Source organism: Chitinimonas arctica, from assembly GCF_007431345.1.
GTDB classification, from domain to species: domain Bacteria; phylum Pseudomonadota; class Gammaproteobacteria; order Burkholderiales; family Chitinimonadaceae; genus Chitinimonas; species Chitinimonas arctica.
In genome coordinates, this window is sequence record NZ_CP041730.1 from 4,995,571 (window position 1) to 5,017,429 (window position 21,859).

Genomic DNA, 21,859 nt, shown 5'->3' on the forward strand with positions numbered 1-21,859 from the left:
AGGAGGAAAATTCAAGCGGAAGCGACGTGTTTCGCGGGGAGGACCGTAGTGGCTACGCCGTTGGCAGTCGGGCGAAGGAGGCGGCGCCGCTGGCGGTGCAGGTTTGCTCGGCGATGTCGTCCACCCGAGCAAAAGCCGGCCCTTGCCTGGCCCAGGCAAGCAAATCCTGCACCGCTTGCGCCTCGCCTTCGAGCTGCGCTTCCACCGAACCATCCCGGCGATTGCGTACCCAGCCGGCCACGCCCAGTTGCTGCGCGCGTTCCGCCATGGCGTTACGGTAGCCGACGCCTTGGACGCGGCCGCGTATCGACAGATGAAGGGCAATCATGGCTTGTCCCTGCCCAAAACCTCGCGCAACAGCGCGTGCGCGTCGTCCAGCGAGGAAAGGATGCGATGCCCGAGCGCGACCACCTCGGCCGACGGCTTGCTCAGATCGGGAATCTGGATCGGCGTCATCCCGGCGGCCAGGGCTGCGCGCACGCCCGGCTCGGAATCTTCCAGTACCAGGCAGCGAGCCGGCTCGACGCCTAGCCTTCGTGCGGCCAGCAGGTAGATGTCCGGCGCTGGCTTGGGATGCTCGACGTCACTGCCGGTGACCACGACCTGGAAATGCCGAATCAGGCCGGTTTGGCGCAGCTTCTGCTCCGCGCGCTCGCGCCGGGTCGAGGTGGCGACCGCCTTGGGCAGGCCCAGTTCGTCCAGCCAGCCGAGCAAGGGCAGGATGCCGGCCTTGAGCGGCAGGCCCTGTTCAACCCGGGCGGAATAGCGCTTGTCGGTGGCCAGGGCAATAGCGTCGATATCCAGTTCGGGAAAGCGTTGCCGCAAGATGGCGTGACAAAGCTTTTCATGCAGGCCCACCATGGACATCAGCAGGCTATCGTCGAAATGGACGCCGTGATCCAGCGAAGCCAGGCGCCAGCAGTCGAGCACGGCGCTTTCGCTGTCTATCATCAGGCCGTCCATATCGAACAGGATGGCGGCGGGTAAGAAGTCGAGTTTCATGGGGCAAGTTGGCCGGCGCCGACCGGGCGCGCGGATTCCTGGAGGTTTGGCCAATCCTGCGCCAGCAGGCTGTAACAGTCGAGGTCGTGGAACTGGCCAGCCCAGTAGCCTTGCTGGCGGTGGCGGCCTTCCCGTTGGAAGCCAAGCCGCTCCACCAGCAACTGCGAGGCGGTATTGTCCGGATGGATCTCGGCCTGGATGCGATTCAACTGCATCTGGTCGAAACCGTAGCGCAGGATGCCGCGCAAGGCTTCGCTCATCAACCCTTGGCCCCAATGCGGGCGGCCCAGTTCATAGCCCAGCAGGCAATTGCGATAGACCTTGTTCCAGCGGAACAGGCCGCAACTGCCCAACAACTGGCCATCGCCATTGCGGACGATTGCCCAGCGGATGCCAGGCAGGGCGGCTTTGCGCGACTCGGCGAACATTTCTATCATGCGCTGGGCCTGGGCGCGCTCGGTAATGGGATCGGCGCCGAACCAGCGCATCGCATCGGTATCGCGATGGATGGCGAAAATCGCGTCGGTATCGGCGGGTTTCAGCTCGCGCAATACCAGCCGTGCGGTGGTCAAGGTAGGAAAAGCCGGCAGCATCGTGGCCTTATCGATTCGCGTCCTTTCCGTCGTCAGCTGGCAACGGAAAGGACGGGCTTGGGAAAGGCCGGACTAGCCGACGCGCATGCCGGGCTGGGCGCCGCTATCGGGGTTCAACAGATAGATGCCGGCCCCCTCGCCGCTGGCGGACAGGACCATGCCTTCGGACAGGCCGAACTTCATCTTGCGCGGTGCCAGGTTGGCCACCATCACGGTCAGCTTGCCGACCAGGTCTTCCGGCTTATAGGCCGACTTGATGCCGGAAAAGACATTGCGGGTCTCGCTGCCGAGATCGAGGGTCAGCTGCAACAGCTTCTCGGCGCCCGCCACATGCTGGCAATCGATGATGCGCGCCACCCGCAGATCGATCTTGCCGAAATCATCGATATTGATGGTCGGCGCAATCGCTTCGATACTGGGCTCGGTCGGGGCGGCCGGCGCCAGGCTCTGCTTGTTCGCTTCCACCAGCGCTTCCACCTGCTTGGGATCGATACGGGTCATCAGGTGCGAATAGGGCTTGATGGTGTGGTTCAGCAGCAGGCTGTCGGCATCCGACCATTGCAGGGGGCCGATATTCAGGAAGGCCTCCACATCGCCGGTCAATTTGGGCAGGACCGGCTTGAGATAGATGCTCAGCAGGCGGAACAGGTTGATCAGCAAGGAGCAGGCGGCGTGCAGCTCGCCATCGCGGCCTTCCTGCTTGGCCAGCTCCCACGGCTTGACCTGGTCGACATACTGGTTGACCTCGTCGGTCAGCGCCATGACATCGCGTAATACGCGGCTGAACTCACGCGCTTCATAGCCTTCGGCGATACTGCCCGCGGCGGCTTGCAGCTTGCTGACCAGCGGGCTATCGGGCAACTGGGCGGCCAGCTTGCCGTCGAAGCGCTTGCTGATGAAGCCGGCGGCGCGGCTGGCGATATTGATGTACTTGCCGACCAGATCGCTATTCACGCGGGCCACGAAATCGCTCAGCGACAGGTCGGCGTCCTCGATGCCGCTCCCCAGCTTGGCCGCGTAGTAATAGCGCAGCCATTCCGGATTCAGGCCGACATCCAGATAGCTCTTGGCGGTGATAAAGGTACCGCGCGACTTGGACATCTTCTGGCCGTCCACGGTCAGGAAGCCATTCACATTGATGCCGGTCGGAGTGCGGTGGCCGGAGTGTTCCAGTACGGCCGGCCAGAACAGGGCATGGAAATAGAGAATGTCCTTGCCGATAAAGTGGTACAGCTCGGTATCCGAGCCGGCCCGCCAGTAATCCTCGTAGTTCTCGCCGATACGGTCGAACAGGTGTTTGGTGGCGGCGATATAACCGATCGGCGCATCCAGCCAGACGTAGAAATACTTGCCCGGTGCATCGGGAATCTCGAAGCCGAAGTAAGGCGCATCACGGCTGATATCCCAGTCCTGCAGGCCTGCTTCGAACCATTCGCCCATCTTGTTGGCGGCCTGGGCCTGCAGGCGCGGGCGTGCTTGCCCTTCCACCTGTACGCTGGCGCGCGTCCAGTCGGCCAGGAATTCGCCGCATTCCGACAGTTTGAAGAAGTAGTGCTCCGAATCGCGCAGCTCGGGCGTGGCGCCGGAAACCGCCGAAAATGGATTCTTCAGTTCGGTCGGCGCATAGGTGGCGCCGCAAACTTCGCAATTGTCGCCGTACTGGTCCTTGGCGCTGCACTTGGGACACTCGCCCTTGACGAAGCGATCGGGCAGGAACATCTGCTTTTGCGGGTCGTAGAGCTGGCTGATGGTCTTGACCGCGATCTTGTCGGCCGTCCGCAGACGCCGATAGATGCTGCTGGCCAGTTCCTTGTTCTCGGGCGAGTTGGTGGTATAGAACTCGTCGAAACCGATATGGAAACCGGCGAAATCGGCGACATGCTCATCATACATGCGGGCGATAAAGGCCTCGGGCGCCAGGCCGAGCTTCTCCGCATTGATCATGATGGGCGTGCCGTGGGTGTCGTCGCCGCAGACATAGTGCACGGTATGGCCCCGCATCTTCTGGAACCGAACCCAGATATCGGCTTGTACATAGCCGACCAGGTGGCCGAGGTGGATGGCGCCGTTGGCGTAGGGGAGGGCGTTGGTGACAAGTATCTTGCGGGCGGACACGGTGGGTTCCTGTCTCGTGGAGGTTAAGCGGAGCTGCCGATTATAGCCGAAGGGCTCGCAATGGCGCGGGTCTGAAGCTGGGTTTGACGCTGAAGGCAAGGCGGAGGCGGGAAGGTTCCTCCTATAGCAAGCTTTTTCCGCGCGCACGCTTTAGAATGCTGGCCCGCCATGTAAACCTACCGGCTCCGACCTATGCACGTTCAGACTGTAGACTACCGCTCCAATGACGCCCCCGGCCACTTCGTCACATCGCTGCGCGAGACCGGTTTTGCCGTCCTGGTCAATCATCCCCTGCCTACGGCGCTGATCGGCGATATCTATCGCGATTGGCTGGACTTCTTCAACGGCGAAGCAAAGCAGGACTATCGATTCGATCCGGAGCGCCAGGACGGCTGGTTTTCCACCGCCGTGTCCGAAACCGCCAAAGGCAGCAGCATCCGCGATCTGAAAGAGTTCTACCATGTCTTTACCTGGGGGCGTATCCCCACCGAACTTCGCGACAATGCCCTGGCCTACCAGGAAGTCGCCAGCACCTTGGCGGCCGAGCTGCTGGGCTGGATCGAACAGTGCCTGCCGGCCGAAGTGACGGCGGGGCTGAGCGAGCCCCTGTCCGGCATGATCACGGCCAGTCCCAATAACCTGCTGCGGGTGCTGCGCTACCCACCGCTGTCCGGCGACGAAGCGCCAGGCAGCTTGCGGGCCGCCGCGCATGAGGATATCAATCTGATCACGCTGCTGCCGGCCGCCAATGCGCCCGGCCTGGAAGTGCGCGACCGGCAGGGAAACTGGCATGCGGTTTCGTGCGAACCCGGTACGATGGTGGTCAATGTCGGCGATATGCTGCAGGAAGCGACCGCCGGCTGGCTGCCGTCCACCTCGCATCGCGTCACCAATCCCACCGGCGAGGACGCCCGTCAATCGCGCATCTCGCTGCCGCTTTTCCTGCACCCGCGCAGCGAGGTGGTCCTGTCCGAGCGGCATACCGCCGACAGCTATCTGAATGAGCGCCTGCGCGAGTTGGGCATCAAGAAATAATCGACGGCTGGCCAAGGCCAGGCGCCATGGAGAATCCGTATGGCTACCCTGAATGAACTGAATACGGCCCTGGCCGCCTGCGTGGACCGCGACACTGGCCGCGACTATGTCGCCATGAAGGCGGTGCGCGACTTGTCGCAGGATGGCGAGCTTGTCAGCCTTACCCTGGCCCTGCCGTATCCGGCACAAAGCCGCCATGCCGAGATCGGCGCCCAGCTGGAGCAAGCCTTGTTGGCGCTGGAGGGGGTGAGCCGCGTCAACGTCAAGGTCGAGACGCGCATCGAAGCCCATACGGTACAGCGCGGCCTGACCCCCTTGCCTGGCGTCAAGAATGTGATTGCCATCGCCAGCGGCAAAGGCGGCGTGGGCAAATCCACCACGGCGGTCAATCTGGCGTTGGCGCTGTCGGCAGAAGGCGCCCGGGTGGGCATATTGGACGCCGATATCTACGGCCCCTCGCAGCCCTTGATGCTGGGCTTGCAAGGCCAGCGGCCGGAGTCGCCGGACGGCAAGTCCATTATTCCGCTAAGCGCGCATGGCATCCAGGCCATGTCGATCGGCTTCCTGATCGATGCCGAACAGCCCATGGTATGGCGTGGCCCCATGGTCACCCAGGCGCTGATGCAGCTATTGAACGATAGCCGCTGGGACGACCTGGATTACCTGCTGATCGATCTGCCGCCCGGCACCGGGGATATCCAGCTGACGCTATCGCAGAAAGTGCCGCTTACCGGCGCGGTGATCGTCACCACCCCGCAGGACATCGCCCTGCTCGACGCCCGCAAGGGCCTGAAGATGTTCGAGAAGGTCGGCGTGCCGGTCACCGGCGTGGTGGAGAATATGGCCATGCACATCTGTTCCAATTGCGGCCATGCCGAAGCCATTTTCGGCGAGGGTGGCGGCGGGCGCATGGCGCAGGAATACGGGGTGGAATTGCTGGGCCAACTGCCCTTGGAGATGTCGATCCGCCTGGCGACCGATACCGGCGCGCCCTCCGTGGCAGCGGAGCCGGATGGCGCGGTGGCGGCACTTTACAAGGCTATCGCCCGCAAGGTTGCCGTCAAGATCGGCGAGAAGGCCAAGGATTTCTCGGCTAAGCTGCCGAAAATCGTGATCCAGAATACTTAGAAGGAAGCATCATGAGCATTAAATCCGACCGCTGGATTCGGAAGATGGCCGAACAACACGGCATGATCGAGCCCTTCGAAGCGGGCCAGGTCAAGCATGTCAACGGTGAACGCATCGTTTCCTACGGTACGTCCAGCTACGGCTACGATATTCGCTGCGCCGATGAATTCAAGTTGTTCACCAACCTGAATTCGACCGTGGTGGACCCGAAGAATTTCGATGAAGCCAGCTTTGTCGATGTGTCCGGCAAAGGCTACTGCATCATCCCGCCGAATAGCTTCGCGCTGGCCCGCACCGTCGAGTACTTCCGTATTCCGCGCAATGTGCTGACCATCTGCCTGGGCAAGTCCACCTATGCCCGTTGCGGCATCATCGTCAATGTCACCCCCTTCGAGCCGGAGTGGGAAGGGTATGTGACGCTGGAGTTTTCCAACACCACGCCTTTGCCGGCCAAGATCTATGCACATGAAGGCTGTGCTCAGGTGTTGTTCCTGGAAGCCGATGCCGATGACATCTGCGAAGTGTCGTATAAGGACCGTGGCGGCAAGTATCAGGGTCAAGTCGGCGTGACCTTGCCGAAGACTTGAAGGTAAAATAAACGAGAATGACTGAATCGATAGTCAATTGCTATCGATTCGGTGCAGTTTTTAAATTGGACGGCCGGCCTCGCCGAGCCTACATTCTCATGTCTTTGTTAAAACCGCATCAGGAGAAAAACCATGGCCGTTCTCGTCAATAAGAAAGCCCCCGACTTTACCGCCGCCGCCGTTCTGGGCACCGGTGAGATCGTCGAAAACTACAGCTTCAGCGCCGCCACCAAGGGCAAATACGCCGTGGTGTTCTTCTATCCGCTGGATTTCACCTTTGTCTGCCCGTCCGAACTGATCGCCTTCGATCATCGCCTGGCCGAGTTCAAGTCCCGCAACGTGGAAGTGATCGGCGTGTCCATCGACAGCCAGTTCAGCCACAGCGCCTGGCGCAACACCCCGGTGGACAAGGGCGGTATCGGCCCGGTCGGCTACACCCTGGTAGCCGACATCAAGCATGAAATCTGCCAGGCATTCGACGTCGAGCACGGCGATGGCGTGGCCCTGCGCGGCTCCTTCCTGATCGACCGCGACGGCGTGGTGCAACACCAGGTGGTGAACAACCTGCCGCTGGGTCGCGATATCGATGAAATGCTGCGCGTGGTCGACGCCCTGCAATTCACCGAAGAGCACGGCGAAGTCTGCCCGGCCGGTTGGAACAAGGGCAAGGCCGGCATGAAGGCCGACGCTGCCGGCGTGGCCAAGTACCTGGCTGAGAACGCTGGTCAGCTGTAATCGCTGACTGCTGTTCGTAGCCAACAAAAAACCCGCAACTGCGGGTTTTTTGTTGGCTTCTTCGGGGATATCCATCATTCATCGTCATGAGCTGAATAAGCTATTCCGCTTGGATCGATGCGGGCGTCTATCTCAAGCGCGAGAGCCTTAAAGTCCCGTTTCGCATCCTGAACCGCTTGCATATGGCTACCAATGGCACCATCAGCAGAAGTCAGGTGAAAGATGGGCTTACGAACTTCTTGGGCCATTGGATGAGGTTGGGCGCGGTTTCCGGATACCAACGTAGCAACTAAGCTGCCATTTTCTGCTCTGCCATCGACTCAGCGTATCGCTGCGCCGGAGTTTGATAGCCAATGGACGAATGGCGCCGTTTGCGATTGTAAAACACCTCGATGTAATCAAAGAGGTCCTTGCGCGCTTCAATACGCGTCACGTAGCTTCGATGGAAGACGCGCTCGTTCTTCAAGCTATTGAAGAAGCTTTCCATCGGCGCGTTGTCCCAGCAATTGCCCTTCCGGCTCATCGACGCTTGCATGCCGTACTCCGCCAACAGGGCTCGGTAATCATGGCTGCAGTATTGGCTACCTCGGTCGGAATGATGAAGTAGTCCTGGCTTCGGTTTGCGTCGGAAACGCGCCATTTGCAGGGCACGGATGACCAGCTCCCGTGTCATTCGCTCGTCCATGGCCCACCCGACGATGGCCCGCGTGTGCAGATCCATGACGACCGCCAGATACAGCCAGCCCTCGCGGGTGGGAATGTAGGTAATGTCCGCATTCCACACGGTGTCCGGTGCCCTCGTGCTGAACTGTCGATCCAGCACGTTGGATGCAAACGGTAGGGAGTGCTTACTGTTGGTTGTCGCTTTATAACGCCGCTTGTGGCGCGCACGAATGCCGTGTTTTTGCATCAAGCGCTGGATGCGGGTTTTGCTGACTGGATGCCCTCGGGATTTGAGTTCCTGGAAGATGCGCGGTGAACCATAAGCCCCCTGGCATTCAGCATGCACGCTACGAATCAGCGCAAGCAACTGCATGTCAGAAAGCCAGTGGGTCGGGCCACCACAGGCCTGCCAATCGGCGAAGCCGCTCGTGCTGACGGACAGCACTTTGCAGAGCGACTGCAAGGGATAGTGTTTGCGCATCTGGTCAATCACGGCGTACTTCACTGCGACTTTTTCGCGAAATACGCCGTGGCTTTTTCCAGAATTTCGAGCTCCATCTTCAGGCGGGAATTCTCGGCACGCAGGCGTGACAATTCCATTTGCTCTGGTGTGACGGGCTTGCCGGAACCTGTCGCCATCTTCCCGGCCTTGTGGGCCTTGCGCCAGTTGGCAAGCGTCTGCTCGGATATGCCCAAGTCGCGCGCTACTTGAGCAGGGGTCTTGCCTTCGACTTCGACCAGGCGGACGGCTTCTTGCTTGAATTCGGTGGTGTAGCTTTGTCGTGGAATTTTGTACATTCGGAACCTCTGTAGACCAGTTTACCCGGCTACGGTTGGTATCCGAAATCCACACCCAAGCTCAGGAATCAGACTACGGAAATGCCTAATACTTGCAAGTCGATTGGCATCATGACCGTCGATCTGAGTAGTACTTGGACGATTCATTACGTTATCCCGGTAGGTAATTGGGATGCGATCTACCCACTTTTTATATGCTTTGGCGGGGCGCGACAAGCGCTCCATATGTTGCATAAGAATATAGCCTGCTGGTGTCATTGCGCCCGCAGGTAAGTCAAACTCGGGTTGCTCCCAGTTTTTGATGCGTTTATCCCAATCCGTACGCCAACGGGTCAATGTAGGTCCAAGGTTGCGCAGACCTTGTAAGGAAAAAAGATCGGCTGCCAATGGTATGGCAACGTGGTCGCTGCCAATGAGCGCGGAACGATTGATGGCGCCCAGATTTGGGCCTACGTCAGCCAGGATCAGGTCGGCCTGGTGCGCATCAGCAGCCATTTGGGCCACTTGCCAGAAAGCGGTAAGTAAGCGAAAAGGACGGTACAGATTGCTGGACCCCATAGCCTCCGACCATGCGCTGGAAAGTTGATCTTCGAAACCTGCCAGCGCAAGATCACCCGGCACCAGGAACAGCTTATCGGTTATCCGTTGCGTAATGGGCGGTTTGATATCTCCCACCCTGGTTAAAGGTTCGATGCAGCGGAAGATAGTGGTGCCGCCTAGAGGTGGTTCAGATGGATCCCACAATTGCTCTTGGATATCCTCAGCCAGAAACGCCGAAGTCAGGTTGGCTTGAGGGTCGAGATCGATAGCGACGACGCGCTTGCCCAGTTCGTTAAACATCCAAGCCAAATGGAATACCAGCGAAGTCTTCCCGACGCCGCCTTTATTATTGAAGAAGGTCAGTACGGGTGTACTCATGATGCCTTCCACATGGTTGCAAGCACCATCGTAGCTTCCACTACGAATTTGGCTGGTGGATTGCCGTTGGCTCGCAGCGCATTCTGCGCTTCGGCAATACCAAATCAGGACATCAATTGATGTGCTGTGCAAAAGGAATTTAGATACATTTCGCTCCCCATATACAACATGTGGCTAGAAGCTAGACTTCTGGTTTTACTTGCTAAGTTTTTGTAAACCAGCATCTGCCATCAGTGAAGGCATAGTTTGCGCGGGCGGGACAACGTGTCTACAACGTGCGATTCACGATATCCGCCAGCAGCGGGAGCTTGCCGTGGAAGAAATGCCCAGCGCCCGGTACGACCACGATAGGCAGGCCTTGCGGCCTGGCCCAGTCGAATACAGCCCCGATTGGGGCGACATCGTCTTCTTCGCCATGCACTACCAAGGTATCGCCCGGCACGGTAGGAAAGGTCCATTTCGCGGTGGCCGGCGCAACCAGGACAAGACGTTCGATTTCATCCTCGCCCAAACGTGCGCGCAACTGGCTTTGCACAAAAGTACCGAACGAAAAACCAGCCAGGCTGACCGGCAGGCCAGGGTGGCTGGCGCGGGCATGGTCCAATACGGCGGCCATATCGTCCACTTCGCCGCCACCAAAGTCATGCTCGCCCTCGCTCTTGCCCACCCCGCGCAGATTGGGGCAGTAGGCGATATAGCCTTGGCGTGAAAATACCTTCGCCAGTGTCTGCACCACCTTGTTGGTGTTGCTGCCACCCTGGGTAGGATTGGGATGGGCGACCAGGACGATACCGCGTGGCGCGCTGTCCAGCGCGCTATCTAGTTGCAGCGTCTCCAGCTGGCCGACCGGGCCGGCTATGGTGATAGGCAGGAATTGGGGCGTCTTCATGACAGAAGGCTCAGATTTTCAGGCGCGCAACTTCGCGGCCATTTACCAGATGCTCCTGGATGATCTCTTCCACGTCGTCCTGGTCCACATACTGGTACCAGACATTGTCGGGATAAACCACCAGCACCGGCCCTTGCGCGCATCGGTCCAGGCAGCCGGCCTTATTGGTGCGGATTTTTCCTTCGCCGGCCAGGCCCAGCTCCTTTACCCGCTTCTTGGCATAGGCATGCACCTCGTTGGCGCCGAAATCGGCACAGCAGCTCTCGCCGTTGGGGCGCTGGTTGGTACAGAAAAATACATGGTGCTTGAAGTAGCTCATGATCAATGCCTCGTTGCGCTGACCGGCAATTCGGTGGGCAGCGGGAAGTAGGGTAGATTGTCCTTCACCGTCGGCAGGATCTCGCCGACGATGCGGATATCGTCGTGATGGCATTCCCGCAGCAGCATGCTCATCATGCCCTGCAGGGCGTCTACCCGATCCAGGGGACCCAGCGGCCAGATAAAGCCAGCCCATTCCTCGCCATTCTTTTCGGCACCCAAGGTCACGCGTAGTTCACCATTATCGTGGCAGGACAGCACCGCGACCGGCGTCTCGCCCGCTTCGCGCAGCTTGCGCAGGGTATTGCTGGCAAAGACCTGGAAACGGATCTCTTGCTGGGCTACCCGGCCGTCGTCCAATGCGGCCAGCCAAGCCTGCGGTGCACGCGGCAACGGGAAGAAGGTCATGGCATCGTGCTTGAGTTGTTCGCTCAGCAGCTTGCTGAAGGCCATGGCCCATTGGCCCGGCGTGGCATTCAACTGCACCACCGCGGGCGCATCGGCCGGCTGCATCGCCACGCCCACCAGATAGCGCAGGAAAACGCCATCGCCATCCACCTTGATCGGCGACTCCTTGAATTCGTGCGGCAGTCCGCCGCTGGCGTATTGCAGGGCATCGCGCCAGCGCAGCAATTGACTGGGTTGGATGGCCAACAGCTGCTCTCGATCCAGCAACTTGCCCGCCAGCTGGATATCGCTACCGCGCTGAAAAATTCCATGCTCGGTCAAAAGGGTCTGCAAGACCGCCACATCGGGCAGCTTGCCAGGGATCTCATGCTGGCCACGTACGCCGGCTACCATGACCACGGGGATGGCAAAGACCACCGCATGTTGCGCGCTACCGGCCAATGGCTGCTCTATCGCTACCCTTAGCCGCTCGGACAGCAAGCGTACGACGGCTGGATTTGGTGCGGTGGAAATTGCCTTGGCAATGTCCGCGTCTCCGCCATGGCGCAGCTGCGCAGCCAGTTCGGCGTCGAGCGCCGCCTCGGCGGCAACCAGGCGACCCAGATTGTTTTCACTCAACAATTGCGTGGCCAGTGCGTGCAGGGGGGACTGGTCGATACCGCTGTAAGGGCGTGGATCGGGGAGGACAGCAGTTTCGGACATATGCGGGAAGGGAGTTCGGTAAAACCGCAATTATACCGGATGCCGGCACTGGTACCGCTTGCTGCTTGGGGCTACGGCGTGACGGACTCCATCCGTACCCCCAACGGCACCCCAAAAAAAGTGAGCAGGCCGCACGTGCTATTGGGCGATGCTTGATTGGGTTAGGTTTACGCTGCGGATTGGCGAGCGCTACTCAAATTAAGTTGATAAGGGTCGTGGCAAAGTCAGGACCAGGGTGGTTATCTTAGGGTCATCGTCTGCAGCCATGGCCAGTTCGCCGCCTTGGGCTTCGGCCAATAAGCGAGCCGAGTAGGCAGCCAGGCCATTACCTTCGCGCCTGCCCGCGCCACCGAATTTATCAAAAAAACCGGGACGCAAATCGGTGCGTACCGTACCTGGATAGCTGATGATGACCTTGAGCGGCGTTTCATCGAACAGTTGAAGGTCGATACGGCTACCGGCCGTGGCGGAATCGCAGGCGAGTTGGAGCAGGCTCTGGATGATAGCCTGACATAGCCGGGGGTCGCCCAGCGCGGTGGGTGGGGGCTGATCGACATCGACCTCGGCATCAACCGCGATGATCAGATGCTGGCCTTGACTGGTGGCGCGGGCTGAGGCGGCATGATCGTGCAGCAGTTGCGCGATAGTGACGGGCTCAGGCTTCATTTGATACTGACCATTTTCGATGTCCAGCATAAGGGCCGAAAGATCGGCCGTCTGCAGCGCGCTTTGAGCACCCTGCTCGATCAGCCGCAGCAGCTCACGCTGACGGCTGGACAGATTGCTGCCGCCCTTTGCCAATTCCTCGATCAGGCCGCTGATGCCCTCCAGCGGCGCTTTCAACTCATGTCGCAGCGTCTGTTCGATATCTTCACGCAAGCGGGCAGCGACGAGTTGGGCGTCCATCTCCGCCTGGCGCTGTTTGTACAGTTGCAGATAGCGCATGAAATTGCCGACCCGTAGCTGGAGCAGGTCCGGGTCGATCGGTTTGGTGACGAAGTCCACAGCGCCCAATTCCCGACCACGGCGCATGGTGGTGTCGTCGGTCATGGCGGTGACGAAAATGACCGGAATATGCTGGCTGATCGGGTGGTCCCGCAATCGTCGCGCCACTTCGAAACCGTCCAGGCCCGGCATCATGATGTCCAGCAGCACCAGATCCGGCGGGCTATCGGAAGTACACAGCGCCAGTGCCTTCTCGCCGTTATGAGCTATCCGCACCCGATAGTCTGCTTCAAACAGGCCCGCCATCAGGCGCAGGTTATCCGGGGTGTCGTCGACGACCAGCAAGGTAGGCCGCTCCGGTGCGGCAGTCGGCGTGGTGGCTTGGGCATTTGCTGCCGCGGCATCGATCCGGGGATTTCCCGGCGCGGCCATGCGCAGCCGGTTGCGGCGGCGACAGGCGTTGGCGAGCTTGATCTCCAGGGTGCCCACCGTAAATGGCTTGGCCAGCAGCTCCCACACGCCAGCATCTATGGCCTGCTGGATCATGCTGCGGCTGGTATGCGCGGTAAACAGGATGAAAGGGATATCGCGGAACCGCTCTTCCTGGCGCATGGCATGCAGCAACTCCAGTCCGTTCATCACCGGCATGTCCCAGTCCGACAGCACAAAATCAAAGCGCTGCTGTCGCAGCTGCAAGAGGGCCTCCGCGCCGTTGACGGCGCTCTGTACCTGTTCGATGCCGAGCGAGCGCAACTGGCTCGCCATGACCTGGCGCATGGTGGCCTGGTCGTCCACTACCAGCGCGCGCGGCTGTTTCGAGCGCTCGGTGCTATGCAGGTGAGATTCAATCATTACCGGCTCCTTGCGGGTGCTGAACGACTTCCTCAGCGATCCAGCCTAGTCTTTCCTTCTCTGCATGTAGATCGGATTCACTGTCGGTGAATCGCATGGCAATCGCGTGGAACTGATCGACCAGGAGCGCGAACGCTTCCACCAGGACCGGATCGAAATGGCTACCGCTGCCGGCAAGGATGATCCCGACCGCCTGTGCGTGCGGCATGCTGGCCTTGTAGACGCGGCGGCTGATCAAGGCATCGTAGACATCGGCGACGGCCATCAGCCGCGCCGAAAGCGGAATGGCCTCGCCGACAAGGCCGTCCGGATAGCCGCTGCCATCCCATTTTTCTTGATGACTGTAGGCAATTTCCTTGGCTAGCCGCAGAAAAGGCACGCGCTTGCCCAGCCGTTCCTCGGCGCGGACGATGGCATCCCTGCCTAGCGCAGGGTGGGTCTTCATGATCTCGAACTCTTCCGGTGTCAGCTTGCCGGGCTTGAGCAGGATGCGGTCGGGGATACCCACCTTGCCGATGTCGTGCAGCGGGGCGGACTTGAACAGCAACTCGATCTCCGCTTCGGTCAGCACGTCGGCGAAGCGTGGTTGGCGGGCCAGGTACTCGGCCAGCAGCTTCACGTAATGCTGGGTACGCAGGATATGGTTGCCGGTTTCGTTGTCGCGGGTTTCGGCCAGGGAAGCAACGGCCAGGATCGCGACTTCCTGCACGGCATGGACTTCTTCGGTACGTCGGTTGACCTCTTGCTCCAGGAAGGCATTGTTGTCGCGCAGGAAATCGCTGGCGGCTTTCAGGCGCAACTGGGCTTGCACCCTGGCCCGCAGGATAGGGGGACTGACCGGTTTGGCGATGTAGTCGGTGGCGCCCAGGTCGAAACCATGCTGCTCATCCGCCTCGGCTGACATGGCGGTAAGAAATATCACCGGAATGTCGCAGGTTCGCGGGTCGGCTTTCAGCTGGCGGCACACTTCGTAACCGTCCATTTCCGGCATCATCACGTCCAGCAGGATCAGGTCGGGGCAGGGCTGGTTATGGGCAATGCGTAAGGCCTTCTCGCCGCAGTGGGCGACCTTGACCACGTAATTGTCCATCAATAACTCCCCAATCAGCGACAGGTTCTGGGGAACGTCGTCCACGACCAGGATGGTGGGGCGGATGGCAATCACGGTGTCGGTCGGCATGCAGGACTCCTCACGGTAGGGGCGTGGCTTCGCTGGCGGATAGCAGGGCCAGGGCAGTCTCGTAGTCAAATTGACGGATAGCCGTATGGATAGCCGGGAAAGCCTCGGGCAGCGCGGCGGACAGCAAGGCCTCGTGCTCGCGTAGCAGCCTATCGGCGCGTGCGTCGTCGGCAGCCAGCAGATCCATCAATTGTTTGCGTACGGCCAGGAATGCGAGGGGATCGAACGAGCCGATCGTGGCCGAGGGAGATGCCGGCACAGGCAATATCGCTTCGATGGCATCGATCTGAGTAGCCAAGCCCTTGCTCAGCTCGGCCTGCTCGGCCTCGGCGGATTGACCAGCGCGCAGGGCGGTCTCGACCGCAGCCGCCTGACGGCTTAACAGGCCGGCACCGATATTGCCGGCCAGGCCCTTGAGGGTGTGTGCTACCCGTTGGGCTGTTGCAGCGTCACCCTGCTGCAAGGCCGCGTCAATTTGCTTCATCGCATCGGCCTGGCTGGTCACAAAGCCCCGTAGCAGGTCGATATAGCGATCCGGCTTGCCCAGTACCCGCCTCAGTCCAGCCTGCATGTCCAGTCCAGGGATGCTATCCGGCAAGATACCCGTCGCCACCGGTTCCGTCGGCGCTGCCTGCGCGTCGTCGGCGGGCTTGAGCCAGCGCCGCAGCACTTGCCATAGCGTGGCCGGCTCGATCGGCTTGCTCAGGTAGTCGTTCATCCCTGCCTGCCGGCAGCGTTCTCGGTCGGCAGGCTGGGCATTGGCGGTAAGGGCAATGATGGGTAGCGTGGCGAGCGCAGGCAGGGTCCGCAACTGGCGGGTAGCAGCCAGGCCATCGAGTACCGGCATCTGCATGTCCATCAAGATAAGATCGTAGGGCTGGGTTTGCGCCATCGCCACACCCTCGGCGCCATCGCTGGCGATATCGACTTGCAGGCCGGTCTCCTGCAGCAGGTCACGCGCCAGTTGCTGATTCAGGAGGTTGTCTTCCACCAGCAGCAACCGTTTGCCGTGTAGTGCCGGCGGAGCGTCGTTGTCATTGGGTTGGGAGTGCCGGGATAGCGGGTGTGCCCCGCCCAGTAGACGGCTCAGTACGTCATACAAGGTCGCGGCGGTAACAGGCTTGGCCAACACCGCACGGTATCCCGCCGCCTCGGCAACCGCTTGGGCATCGCTGCGGCCATGGGCCGTGACCAGTACCAGTTGGGGCGGGCGGGGCTGGGCCAATGCGGCAATTGCTTCGGCGGTTTCGATGCCGTCCAGCTCCGGCATCTGCCAATCGATCAGCGCTACATCATAGGGCTGGCCCTGTACCGCCGCTTGGGTAATCGCGTGGATCGCCTGGTTACCCGATGCAGCAACATCAACCTGTATGTCCAGGCTATCGAGCAAATGGCTCAGGACCGCGCGGGCGGCGGCATGATCATCGACCACCAGCATGCGGCGCCCCTGCAGGGCCACGGTCGGGGGCGGCATGAGCGCATCGGCCGGCGCTGGCTGGAGTTGGGCGGTGAACCAGAACGTCGAACCTTCGCCGAGTTGGCTGGCGACGCCGACCTCCCCGCCCATCAGTTCGGCCAGTCGCTTGGAGATGGCCAGGCCAAGGCCGGTACCACCGAACTTGCGCGAAATGGAACCGTCGGCCTGTTGAAAGCTCTGGAACAACTTGGCCTGTTGTTCCTCGGTCAAACCGATGCCTGTATCGCGCACCGCAAAACGGAGCTGTATGACTTCCGCGCGGGCACTGACGAGGCGGATGCCGATTTCGACCTCGCCCGCTTCCGTGAATTTGACCGCATTGCTGACGTAGTTGACCAGAATCTGGCCCAGTCGCAGCGGATCGCCGATCAGGTAGCGCGGCACGTCGGCCGCGACATCGAACAGGAGTTCCAGCCCTTTCTCATGGGCCTTGCTGGCAATCAGGTTGGCGACATTGTCGAGCACATTGTCCAGTTCGAACAGATTCGCTTCTACCGCCAGCTTGCCCGACTCGATCTTCGAAAAGTCGAGAATATCGTTGATGATGCCCAGAAGGTGCTGGCCAGCCTGGCCGATTTTTTCGACATAGTCCCGTTGGTGCGGGTCCAGCCCGGTACGCAGCGCCAGGCTGCTGAACCCGATGATGGCGTTCATCGGCGTGCGGATTTCGTGGCTCATATTGGCCAGGAAATCAGATTTCAGCTGGGTCGATTGCTCGGCCAGTTCCTTGGCTTCGCGCATGGCAGCCTGGGCTTGCTTGATTTCGGTGATATCGGACGATACCCCGCCGATGGCGATAACCTGACCGTTGTTATCGCGTACCGGGAATTTATAGGACAGATAGGTATGCATCGTCCCGTCGGCTTGCGGGATATGCTCCTCGCTGGATTGGCTGGTGCCGCTGGTGATGACCTGGCGGTCGTTGGCGACCAGTTCCACTGCCGTTGCAGCCGGCAACAATTCAAAATCGCTCGCGCCGATGGCTTGCTCGATGGACAAACCGGTAACCTGGCACCAGACGTGGTTGACCAGCTTGTAGCGCCCAGCTGTATCCTTGATATAAATAACGGCAGGGGAGTAGTCGAGCAAGGACTGCAATAGCTTGCGGTACTCGTCCAGAGCAGCCTTATCGCGCAGCTGCTCGGTCATGTCGACCTCGGTGCCGACCAGCCGGCGGACGCGGCCGTCTTCATCGCACTCGACCTTGGCCATGATCAACAAGGTGCGCTGCTCGCCATCGGCCAGGGTCAGCGTGCATAGCCCGTTGAAATCCCGTCCATCTCGCTCGATCAGGTCGAGCAGGCGCACCTGGCTGCCTTGGCCGATTGGCATCGACGGCGGCATGGCCCGCATATGCTCGACCGTACCGCCGAACTCACCCACTTTCAGCCCGTGGATCAATTCCATCTGGGGTGACCAAAAGGCAGCACCGGTTTCCAGATTGATATCGAATACACCAATGCCGCTGACCTCCTGTGCCACCGTCAGCCGCTCCCTATCGATCTGGGCTTCGGCAAGCGTGTCCTTTAGCGCGGCTTCTGCTTGGCGCTGCTCGGTAATGTCGGCGATATAACCATCCCAGATGATGGCATCGTTGGCACGTTGGTTGGGAAGCGCTTCGAAGCGCAAGTACTGGCGGCGGTGGGTGCGGCTGTGCTGGATGGTGAATTCCTGATGCAGTGCGTCGGCCGACTCGGCCAAGGTATTGAATACGCCAAGCAAGCTTGTCTTTGCTTCGGGCTCGACCAGCGCCAGCAAGCATCGTGCATCGGCCATGACCTGCATGGCCGTCAGGCCGGTCAGCTCCTCGATCACAGGGCCCATGAACAGGAAGCGGCCATTGCCGTTTGCTTCCTGCCGATACTGGAATACCGCTACCGGCAGGTGGTTGGCCATGCCACGCAGGTCTGACCGGGCTTGCTCCAGTGCCTGAGCCTGCTGCCGCTGTTCGGTAATGTCGCGACCGGTTACCAGTACGCTGTGCACCTTACCGCCGCTATCGACCTCCGGCGCCAGCCGCCATTCCGACCAGCGGCCATCGACATTTTCCAGGGTGACCTGCAATGGCTGGCCGTCTTGAAATACTTGCCGCACGGCGTCTTCACGCTGTTTCACACGCTCGTCGGGCATGACACCCAGTTCACCCAACCGGTATCCGACGACCCAATCGGGCGGGAGACAGATCCGATCGTTCTGAAAGGGCTTATTGCAATAACGGAGCTTGAGATCGAGATCGAATCGCAGGATCAGATCGGGCGAATTCTCGGCCAAGGCACGGAAAGCCTGCTTGCGTTCGTTGACGGCGCCCAAAGCCTTGACCAATTTCTCTTCCGCCTGGCGACGCAAGGTAATTTGCCGACGCAGCAATAGATTGGACAGCAGCATCAGAAGCACGATGACGGTGACCAGGGTCAGCACGAGCCAGTAGCGTTTGAGTAACTCGATCCAATCGAAATGTGTAAGGCCAGGCAACCAGTAGCGGGTGATCTGGCGATGCTGGTCATCGCCGATAGCCTGCAGCGCGCGATTGAACATCAGCTGCAAAGGCTGCAGTTCCTTCCGGAACATGAAGCGAACCTGATAGGGCGGCAATCCAACCCGGCTGATCGGCTGGAGATTGACCAGGTGCAACTGGTCTATCAGGTAGTAGGCGGTGATTTGGTCGGCGATGCAGGCGTCGGTTTCTCCGGCGGCCACGGAGCGCACGACATCGCTCATCGAGGGTAGCTCGATGATTGTGGAGTGCTGCAGTTGAGCGAGCACGGGCGCGAGATTGGCACGCAACGCCCCACCCTGCACCACCGCCACGCGCCGGCCGCTCAGGTCGGACAAGCGGCGAATGCCTTGCTCATCCTTGCGGATAAAGAGCATGGCTTCACTGCTTATATAGCCGTCGCTGAATAGCGCATAGTCCTTGCGCTCGGGCGTTTCGAGGACCGACATGGCGATATCGATCCTTCCTTCGCGCAGGGCTTGCAATACATCGTTGCGGCCGGGAAAGGCGAGGTGTTGCAGCTGTGGTTCGATACCTAGCTGACGGACGACCAATTGCAGGTAGTCAAGACTGATCCCACGGTAACCGCCATCCGGCGTGGTCAGCTCAAATGGGGGAAAGCCCGACTCAATATGCCCGACTCGCAAGGGGCCATGGGACTGCAGCCAGTTACGCTCGGCCGGGGTCAAGGTGAGCGCGTCTTCCTCGGCCAATAGGGGTAGGCCTACCAACAAATAGATACATATCAGCAAGCAGCGCAGCCATGCCTTAGGGTTTCGGGAGGCGCCAAGGCGAGTATTTTGCTGCCACTGCACGATGACGGCCAAATAGGGTATCAACATCAGAAATCCTGAAATTGGTACTTCTATTTAGCATGGCGGGCGGGCCGCTGCCCAACCTTGTAGGGTAACCCTTAACGTCGCGACAAAGCTTTGGTATCTCGATGCGCTGGAACTGTAATTATACGGCTTTAGAATCCCAACCGGCCCGGCCATGTTTTGGTCGGCTCGACCTAGCCGAGTTGACTGGGAGATAGTCGTTGAATTGACCCATTGGCCGCATTTATAAGAAGATCGCGCGATCGACCGGTGTGATAGCGCCGAATCGATGTTTTTCCTCTGTTTCAATCCGTAAATGTTAACGGCCCGACCATTGCTGGTCGGGCCGTCTTTTCGACTGAATCAGTCACCCTGCATCTGATGGGCTGAATGCGGATTACAGCTTGGCCGAATGCTCTCGCGTCGCGTGGAAGCGCACCTTTGGCCAGCGCTCTTCCGCCAACTGCAGGTTGACCCGGTTCGGGGCCAGGTAGGTGAGGTTGTCGGCTGCATCGCGGGCCAGGTTGAGGATCAGGTTCTTTTCGAAGTCGGCCAGCATGCGGCTGTCTTCACAACTGACCCAGCGGGCAGAGTGGATCACGCAGTTTTCAAATACGGCATCCACACCGTATTCGTTCTCCAGGCGGCTCTTGACCACTTCGTACTGCAGCACGCCCACCGCGCCCAGGATCATATCGGCGCCCGACAGGGGCTTGAATACCTGCACCGCGCCTTCTTCGCCCAGCTGTTGCAAGCCTTTGAGCAATTGTTTGACCTTAAGCGGATTCTTGATGCGCACGGTACGGAATAGTTCGGGCGCGAAGTAGGGAATGCCGGTGAAGGCCAGCTTCTCGCCTTCGCTGAAGCTGTCGCCGATCTGGATATTGCCGTGATTCGGTACGCCGATGATATCGCCGGCATAGGCTTCCTCGACCTGCTCGCGGCTGGAGGCCATGAAGGTCACCACCGAGTTGGCTGCCACATCGCGGTCGAGCCGCAGATGTTTCATCTTCATGCCGCGCTCGAACTTGCCGGAGCAAACGCGTAGGAAAGCGATGCGGTCACGGTGCTTCGGATCCATATTGGCCTGGATCTTGAACACGAAGCCGGAGAATTTTTCTTCGTCTGGTTTCACGTCGCGTGCCGTGGCGTCGCGGTGCTGCGGTGCCGGGGCCCAGTCGATCAGGGCGTTGAGGATTTCGCGCACGCCAAAGTTGTTGATGGCCGAGCCGAAGAAGACCGGCGTCTGGGTACCGGCCAGGAAGGCTTGCAGATCGAAGGGGTGCGAGGCGCCGCGGACCAGCTCCAGCTCCATGCGGGTCTGTTCGATCTCAAGCGGGAACAGCTCGTCCAGGCGCGGGTTATCGATGCCCTTGATGACTTCGACGTCGTCCACATTCTTGTCTTCGCCCGGCGAGAACAGCAGGATTTCGTCGTTGAGGATGTGATAGACGCCACGGAAGGTCTTGCCCATGCCGATCGGCCAGGTAATCGGCGCGCACTGGATCTTCAACACGTCCTCCACCTCGTCCAGCAACTCCAGCGAGTCGCGCACCTCGCGGTCGTACTTGTTCATGAAGGTGACGATAGGGGTGGCGCGCAAGCGGCAAACGTTGAGCAGCTTGATGGTCTGCTCTTCCACGCCCTTGGCCGCGTCGATCACCATCAAGGCGCTATCGACCGCGGTCAGCACGCGGTAGGTGTCTTCCGAGAAGTCCTTGTGGCCCGGGGTGTCGAGCAGATTGATCACGTGCTCGCGGTAGTCGAACTGCATCACCGAGGAGGCAACCGAGATACCGCGCTGCTTTTCGATTTCCATCCAGTCCGAGGTAGCGAACTTGCCGGTTTTCTTGCCCTTTACCGTGCCGGCCATCTGAATGGCGCCCGAAAAATACAGCAGTTTTTCGGTCAGGGTGGTCTTACCCGCATCGGGGTGGGAGATGATGCCGAATGTGCGCCGGCGGGCGACTTCCTGGGCGATGGACGACATGGCTAGCAGCCTGAATTCAAATAGGAAAAGGGCGCGATTGTAGGCCAGTGGCGCCGCAAAGTCGATGCGCAAGCGTCGAGTTTGCCCTGGTGACGGCCTCCAGGCGCTTGTCGGTGGCGGCTGACGTGGTGAAGCGTGTAAGCTAGCCTTCATACCATGCTTACCCGTCCAGTTCGCTTAGCGCTCCATCTGTTATTTTGCCTGCCGTGGCT

General features: G+C 60.1%; 17 protein-coding genes. 4 read left to right on the forward strand and 13 right to left on the reverse strand.

Translation table 11 applies throughout. The annotated features are described in order from the left end of the window. Positions 1-52: 52 nt before the first annotated feature. The 4 genes from FNU76_RS22675 to metG form a co-directional block, all read right to left on the reverse strand. The gene (locus FNU76_RS22675; RefSeq protein ID WP_144280314.1) at positions 53-328 is read right to left on the reverse strand and encodes an acylphosphatase; all 276 of its coding nucleotides are present in this window, start codon (positions 326-328) and stop codon (positions 53-55) included. Then, the gene (locus tag FNU76_RS22680) at positions 325-1,002 is read right to left on the reverse strand and encodes an HAD family hydrolase (protein WP_144280315.1); all 678 of its coding nucleotides are present in this window, start codon (positions 1,000-1,002) and stop codon (positions 325-327) included. The genes FNU76_RS22675 and FNU76_RS22680 overlap by 4 nt, the downstream gene beginning before the upstream one ends. Further along, positions 999-1,595 carry a GNAT family N-acetyltransferase gene (locus FNU76_RS22685; RefSeq protein WP_144280316.1) on the reverse strand — a complete coding sequence of 199 codons (597 nt, stop codon included), beginning with the start codon at positions 1,593-1,595 and terminating at the stop codon, positions 999-1,001. Before FNU76_RS22685 ends, FNU76_RS22680 begins: the two co-directional genes overlap by 4 nt. Positions 1,596-1,667: 72 nt before the next feature. Beyond that, positions 1,668-3,710 (reverse strand): methionine--tRNA ligase, encoded by a 2,043-nt coding sequence (gene metG, locus FNU76_RS22690; protein ID WP_144280317.1) that lies wholly within the window; start codon positions 3,708-3,710, stop codon positions 1,668-1,670. A gap of 192 nt (positions 3,711-3,902) precedes the next feature. Between metG and FNU76_RS22695 the strand changes: the two genes are divergently transcribed. From FNU76_RS22695 to FNU76_RS22710, 4 genes are all read left to right on the forward strand, one after another. Then, positions 3,903-4,745 (forward strand): isopenicillin N synthase family dioxygenase, encoded by an 843-nt coding sequence (locus FNU76_RS22695; protein WP_144280318.1) that lies wholly within the window; start codon positions 3,903-3,905, stop codon positions 4,743-4,745. A 39-nt stretch (positions 4,746-4,784) separates the two neighbouring features. Further along, positions 4,785-5,873 carry an iron-sulfur cluster carrier protein ApbC gene (gene apbC / locus FNU76_RS22700; protein ID WP_144280319.1) on the forward strand — a complete coding sequence of 363 codons (1,089 nt, stop codon included), beginning with the start codon at positions 4,785-4,787 and terminating at the stop codon, positions 5,871-5,873. A gap of 11 nt (positions 5,874-5,884) precedes the next feature. Beyond that, positions 5,885-6,460 (forward strand): dCTP deaminase, encoded by a 576-nt coding sequence (dcd, locus tag FNU76_RS22705; protein ID WP_144280320.1) that lies wholly within the window; start codon positions 5,885-5,887, stop codon positions 6,458-6,460. Positions 6,461-6,592: 132 nt separating this feature from the next. Then, positions 6,593-7,195 carry a peroxiredoxin gene (locus FNU76_RS22710; RefSeq protein WP_144280321.1) on the forward strand — a complete coding sequence of 201 codons (603 nt, stop codon included), beginning with the start codon at positions 6,593-6,595 and terminating at the stop codon, positions 7,193-7,195. Positions 7,196-7,484: 289 nt separating this feature from the next. On the opposite strand, the gene FNU76_RS22720 is transcribed toward FNU76_RS22710, so the two are convergent. From FNU76_RS22720 to FNU76_RS22760, 9 genes are all read right to left on the reverse strand, one after another. Further along, positions 7,485-8,656, reverse strand: a protein-coding gene (locus FNU76_RS22720; RefSeq protein ID WP_444542064.1) for an IS3 family transposase whose coding sequence is annotated in 2 segments (ribosomal slippage) — positions 7,485-8,389 and positions 8,389-8,656 — 1,173 coding nt in all. Because the reading frame shifts where the segments join, the coding sequence is not laid out codon by codon here. A gap of 21 nt (positions 8,657-8,677) precedes the next feature. Next, positions 8,678-9,574: a ParA family protein gene (locus tag FNU76_RS22725; RefSeq protein ID WP_144280322.1), complete on the reverse strand. Its 897-nt coding sequence runs from the start codon at positions 9,572-9,574 to the stop codon at positions 8,678-8,680. A 268-nt stretch (positions 9,575-9,842) separates the two neighbouring features. Then, complete coding sequence (locus FNU76_RS22730) at positions 9,843-10,463, reverse strand: alpha/beta hydrolase (protein ID WP_144280323.1); 621 nt, start codon at positions 10,461-10,463, stop codon at positions 9,843-9,845. Between the two features lie 10 nt (positions 10,464-10,473). Further along, positions 10,474-10,782 (reverse strand): (2Fe-2S) ferredoxin domain-containing protein, encoded by a 309-nt coding sequence (locus FNU76_RS22735; protein ID WP_144280324.1) that lies wholly within the window; start codon positions 10,780-10,782, stop codon positions 10,474-10,476. A 2-nt stretch (positions 10,783-10,784) separates the two neighbouring features. Next, positions 10,785-11,891: a hypothetical protein gene (locus FNU76_RS22740; RefSeq protein WP_144280325.1), complete on the reverse strand. Its 1,107-nt coding sequence runs from the start codon at positions 11,889-11,891 to the stop codon at positions 10,785-10,787. 198 nt (positions 11,892-12,089) lie between these two features. Next, a complete protein-coding gene (locus tag FNU76_RS22745; protein ID WP_144280326.1) occupies positions 12,090-13,688 on the reverse strand; it encodes an ATP-binding response regulator in 1,599 nt (532 codons plus the stop codon). Next, a complete protein-coding gene (locus FNU76_RS22750) occupies positions 13,681-14,868 on the reverse strand; it encodes a response regulator (protein ID WP_144280327.1) in 1,188 nt (395 codons plus the stop codon). Before FNU76_RS22750 ends, FNU76_RS22745 begins: the two co-directional genes overlap by 8 nt. 10 nt (positions 14,869-14,878) lie before the next feature. Further along, positions 14,879-19,681, reverse strand: coding sequence for a response regulator (locus tag FNU76_RS22755; RefSeq protein WP_144280328.1), 4,803 nt, complete (start codon positions 19,679-19,681; stop codon positions 14,879-14,881). Between the two features lie 373 nt (positions 19,682-20,054). Next, positions 20,055-21,647 carry a peptide chain release factor 3 gene (locus FNU76_RS22760; protein WP_144280329.1) on the reverse strand — a complete coding sequence of 531 codons (1,593 nt, stop codon included), beginning with the start codon at positions 21,645-21,647 and terminating at the stop codon, positions 20,055-20,057. Between the last annotated feature and the right edge of the window lie 212 nt (positions 21,648-21,859).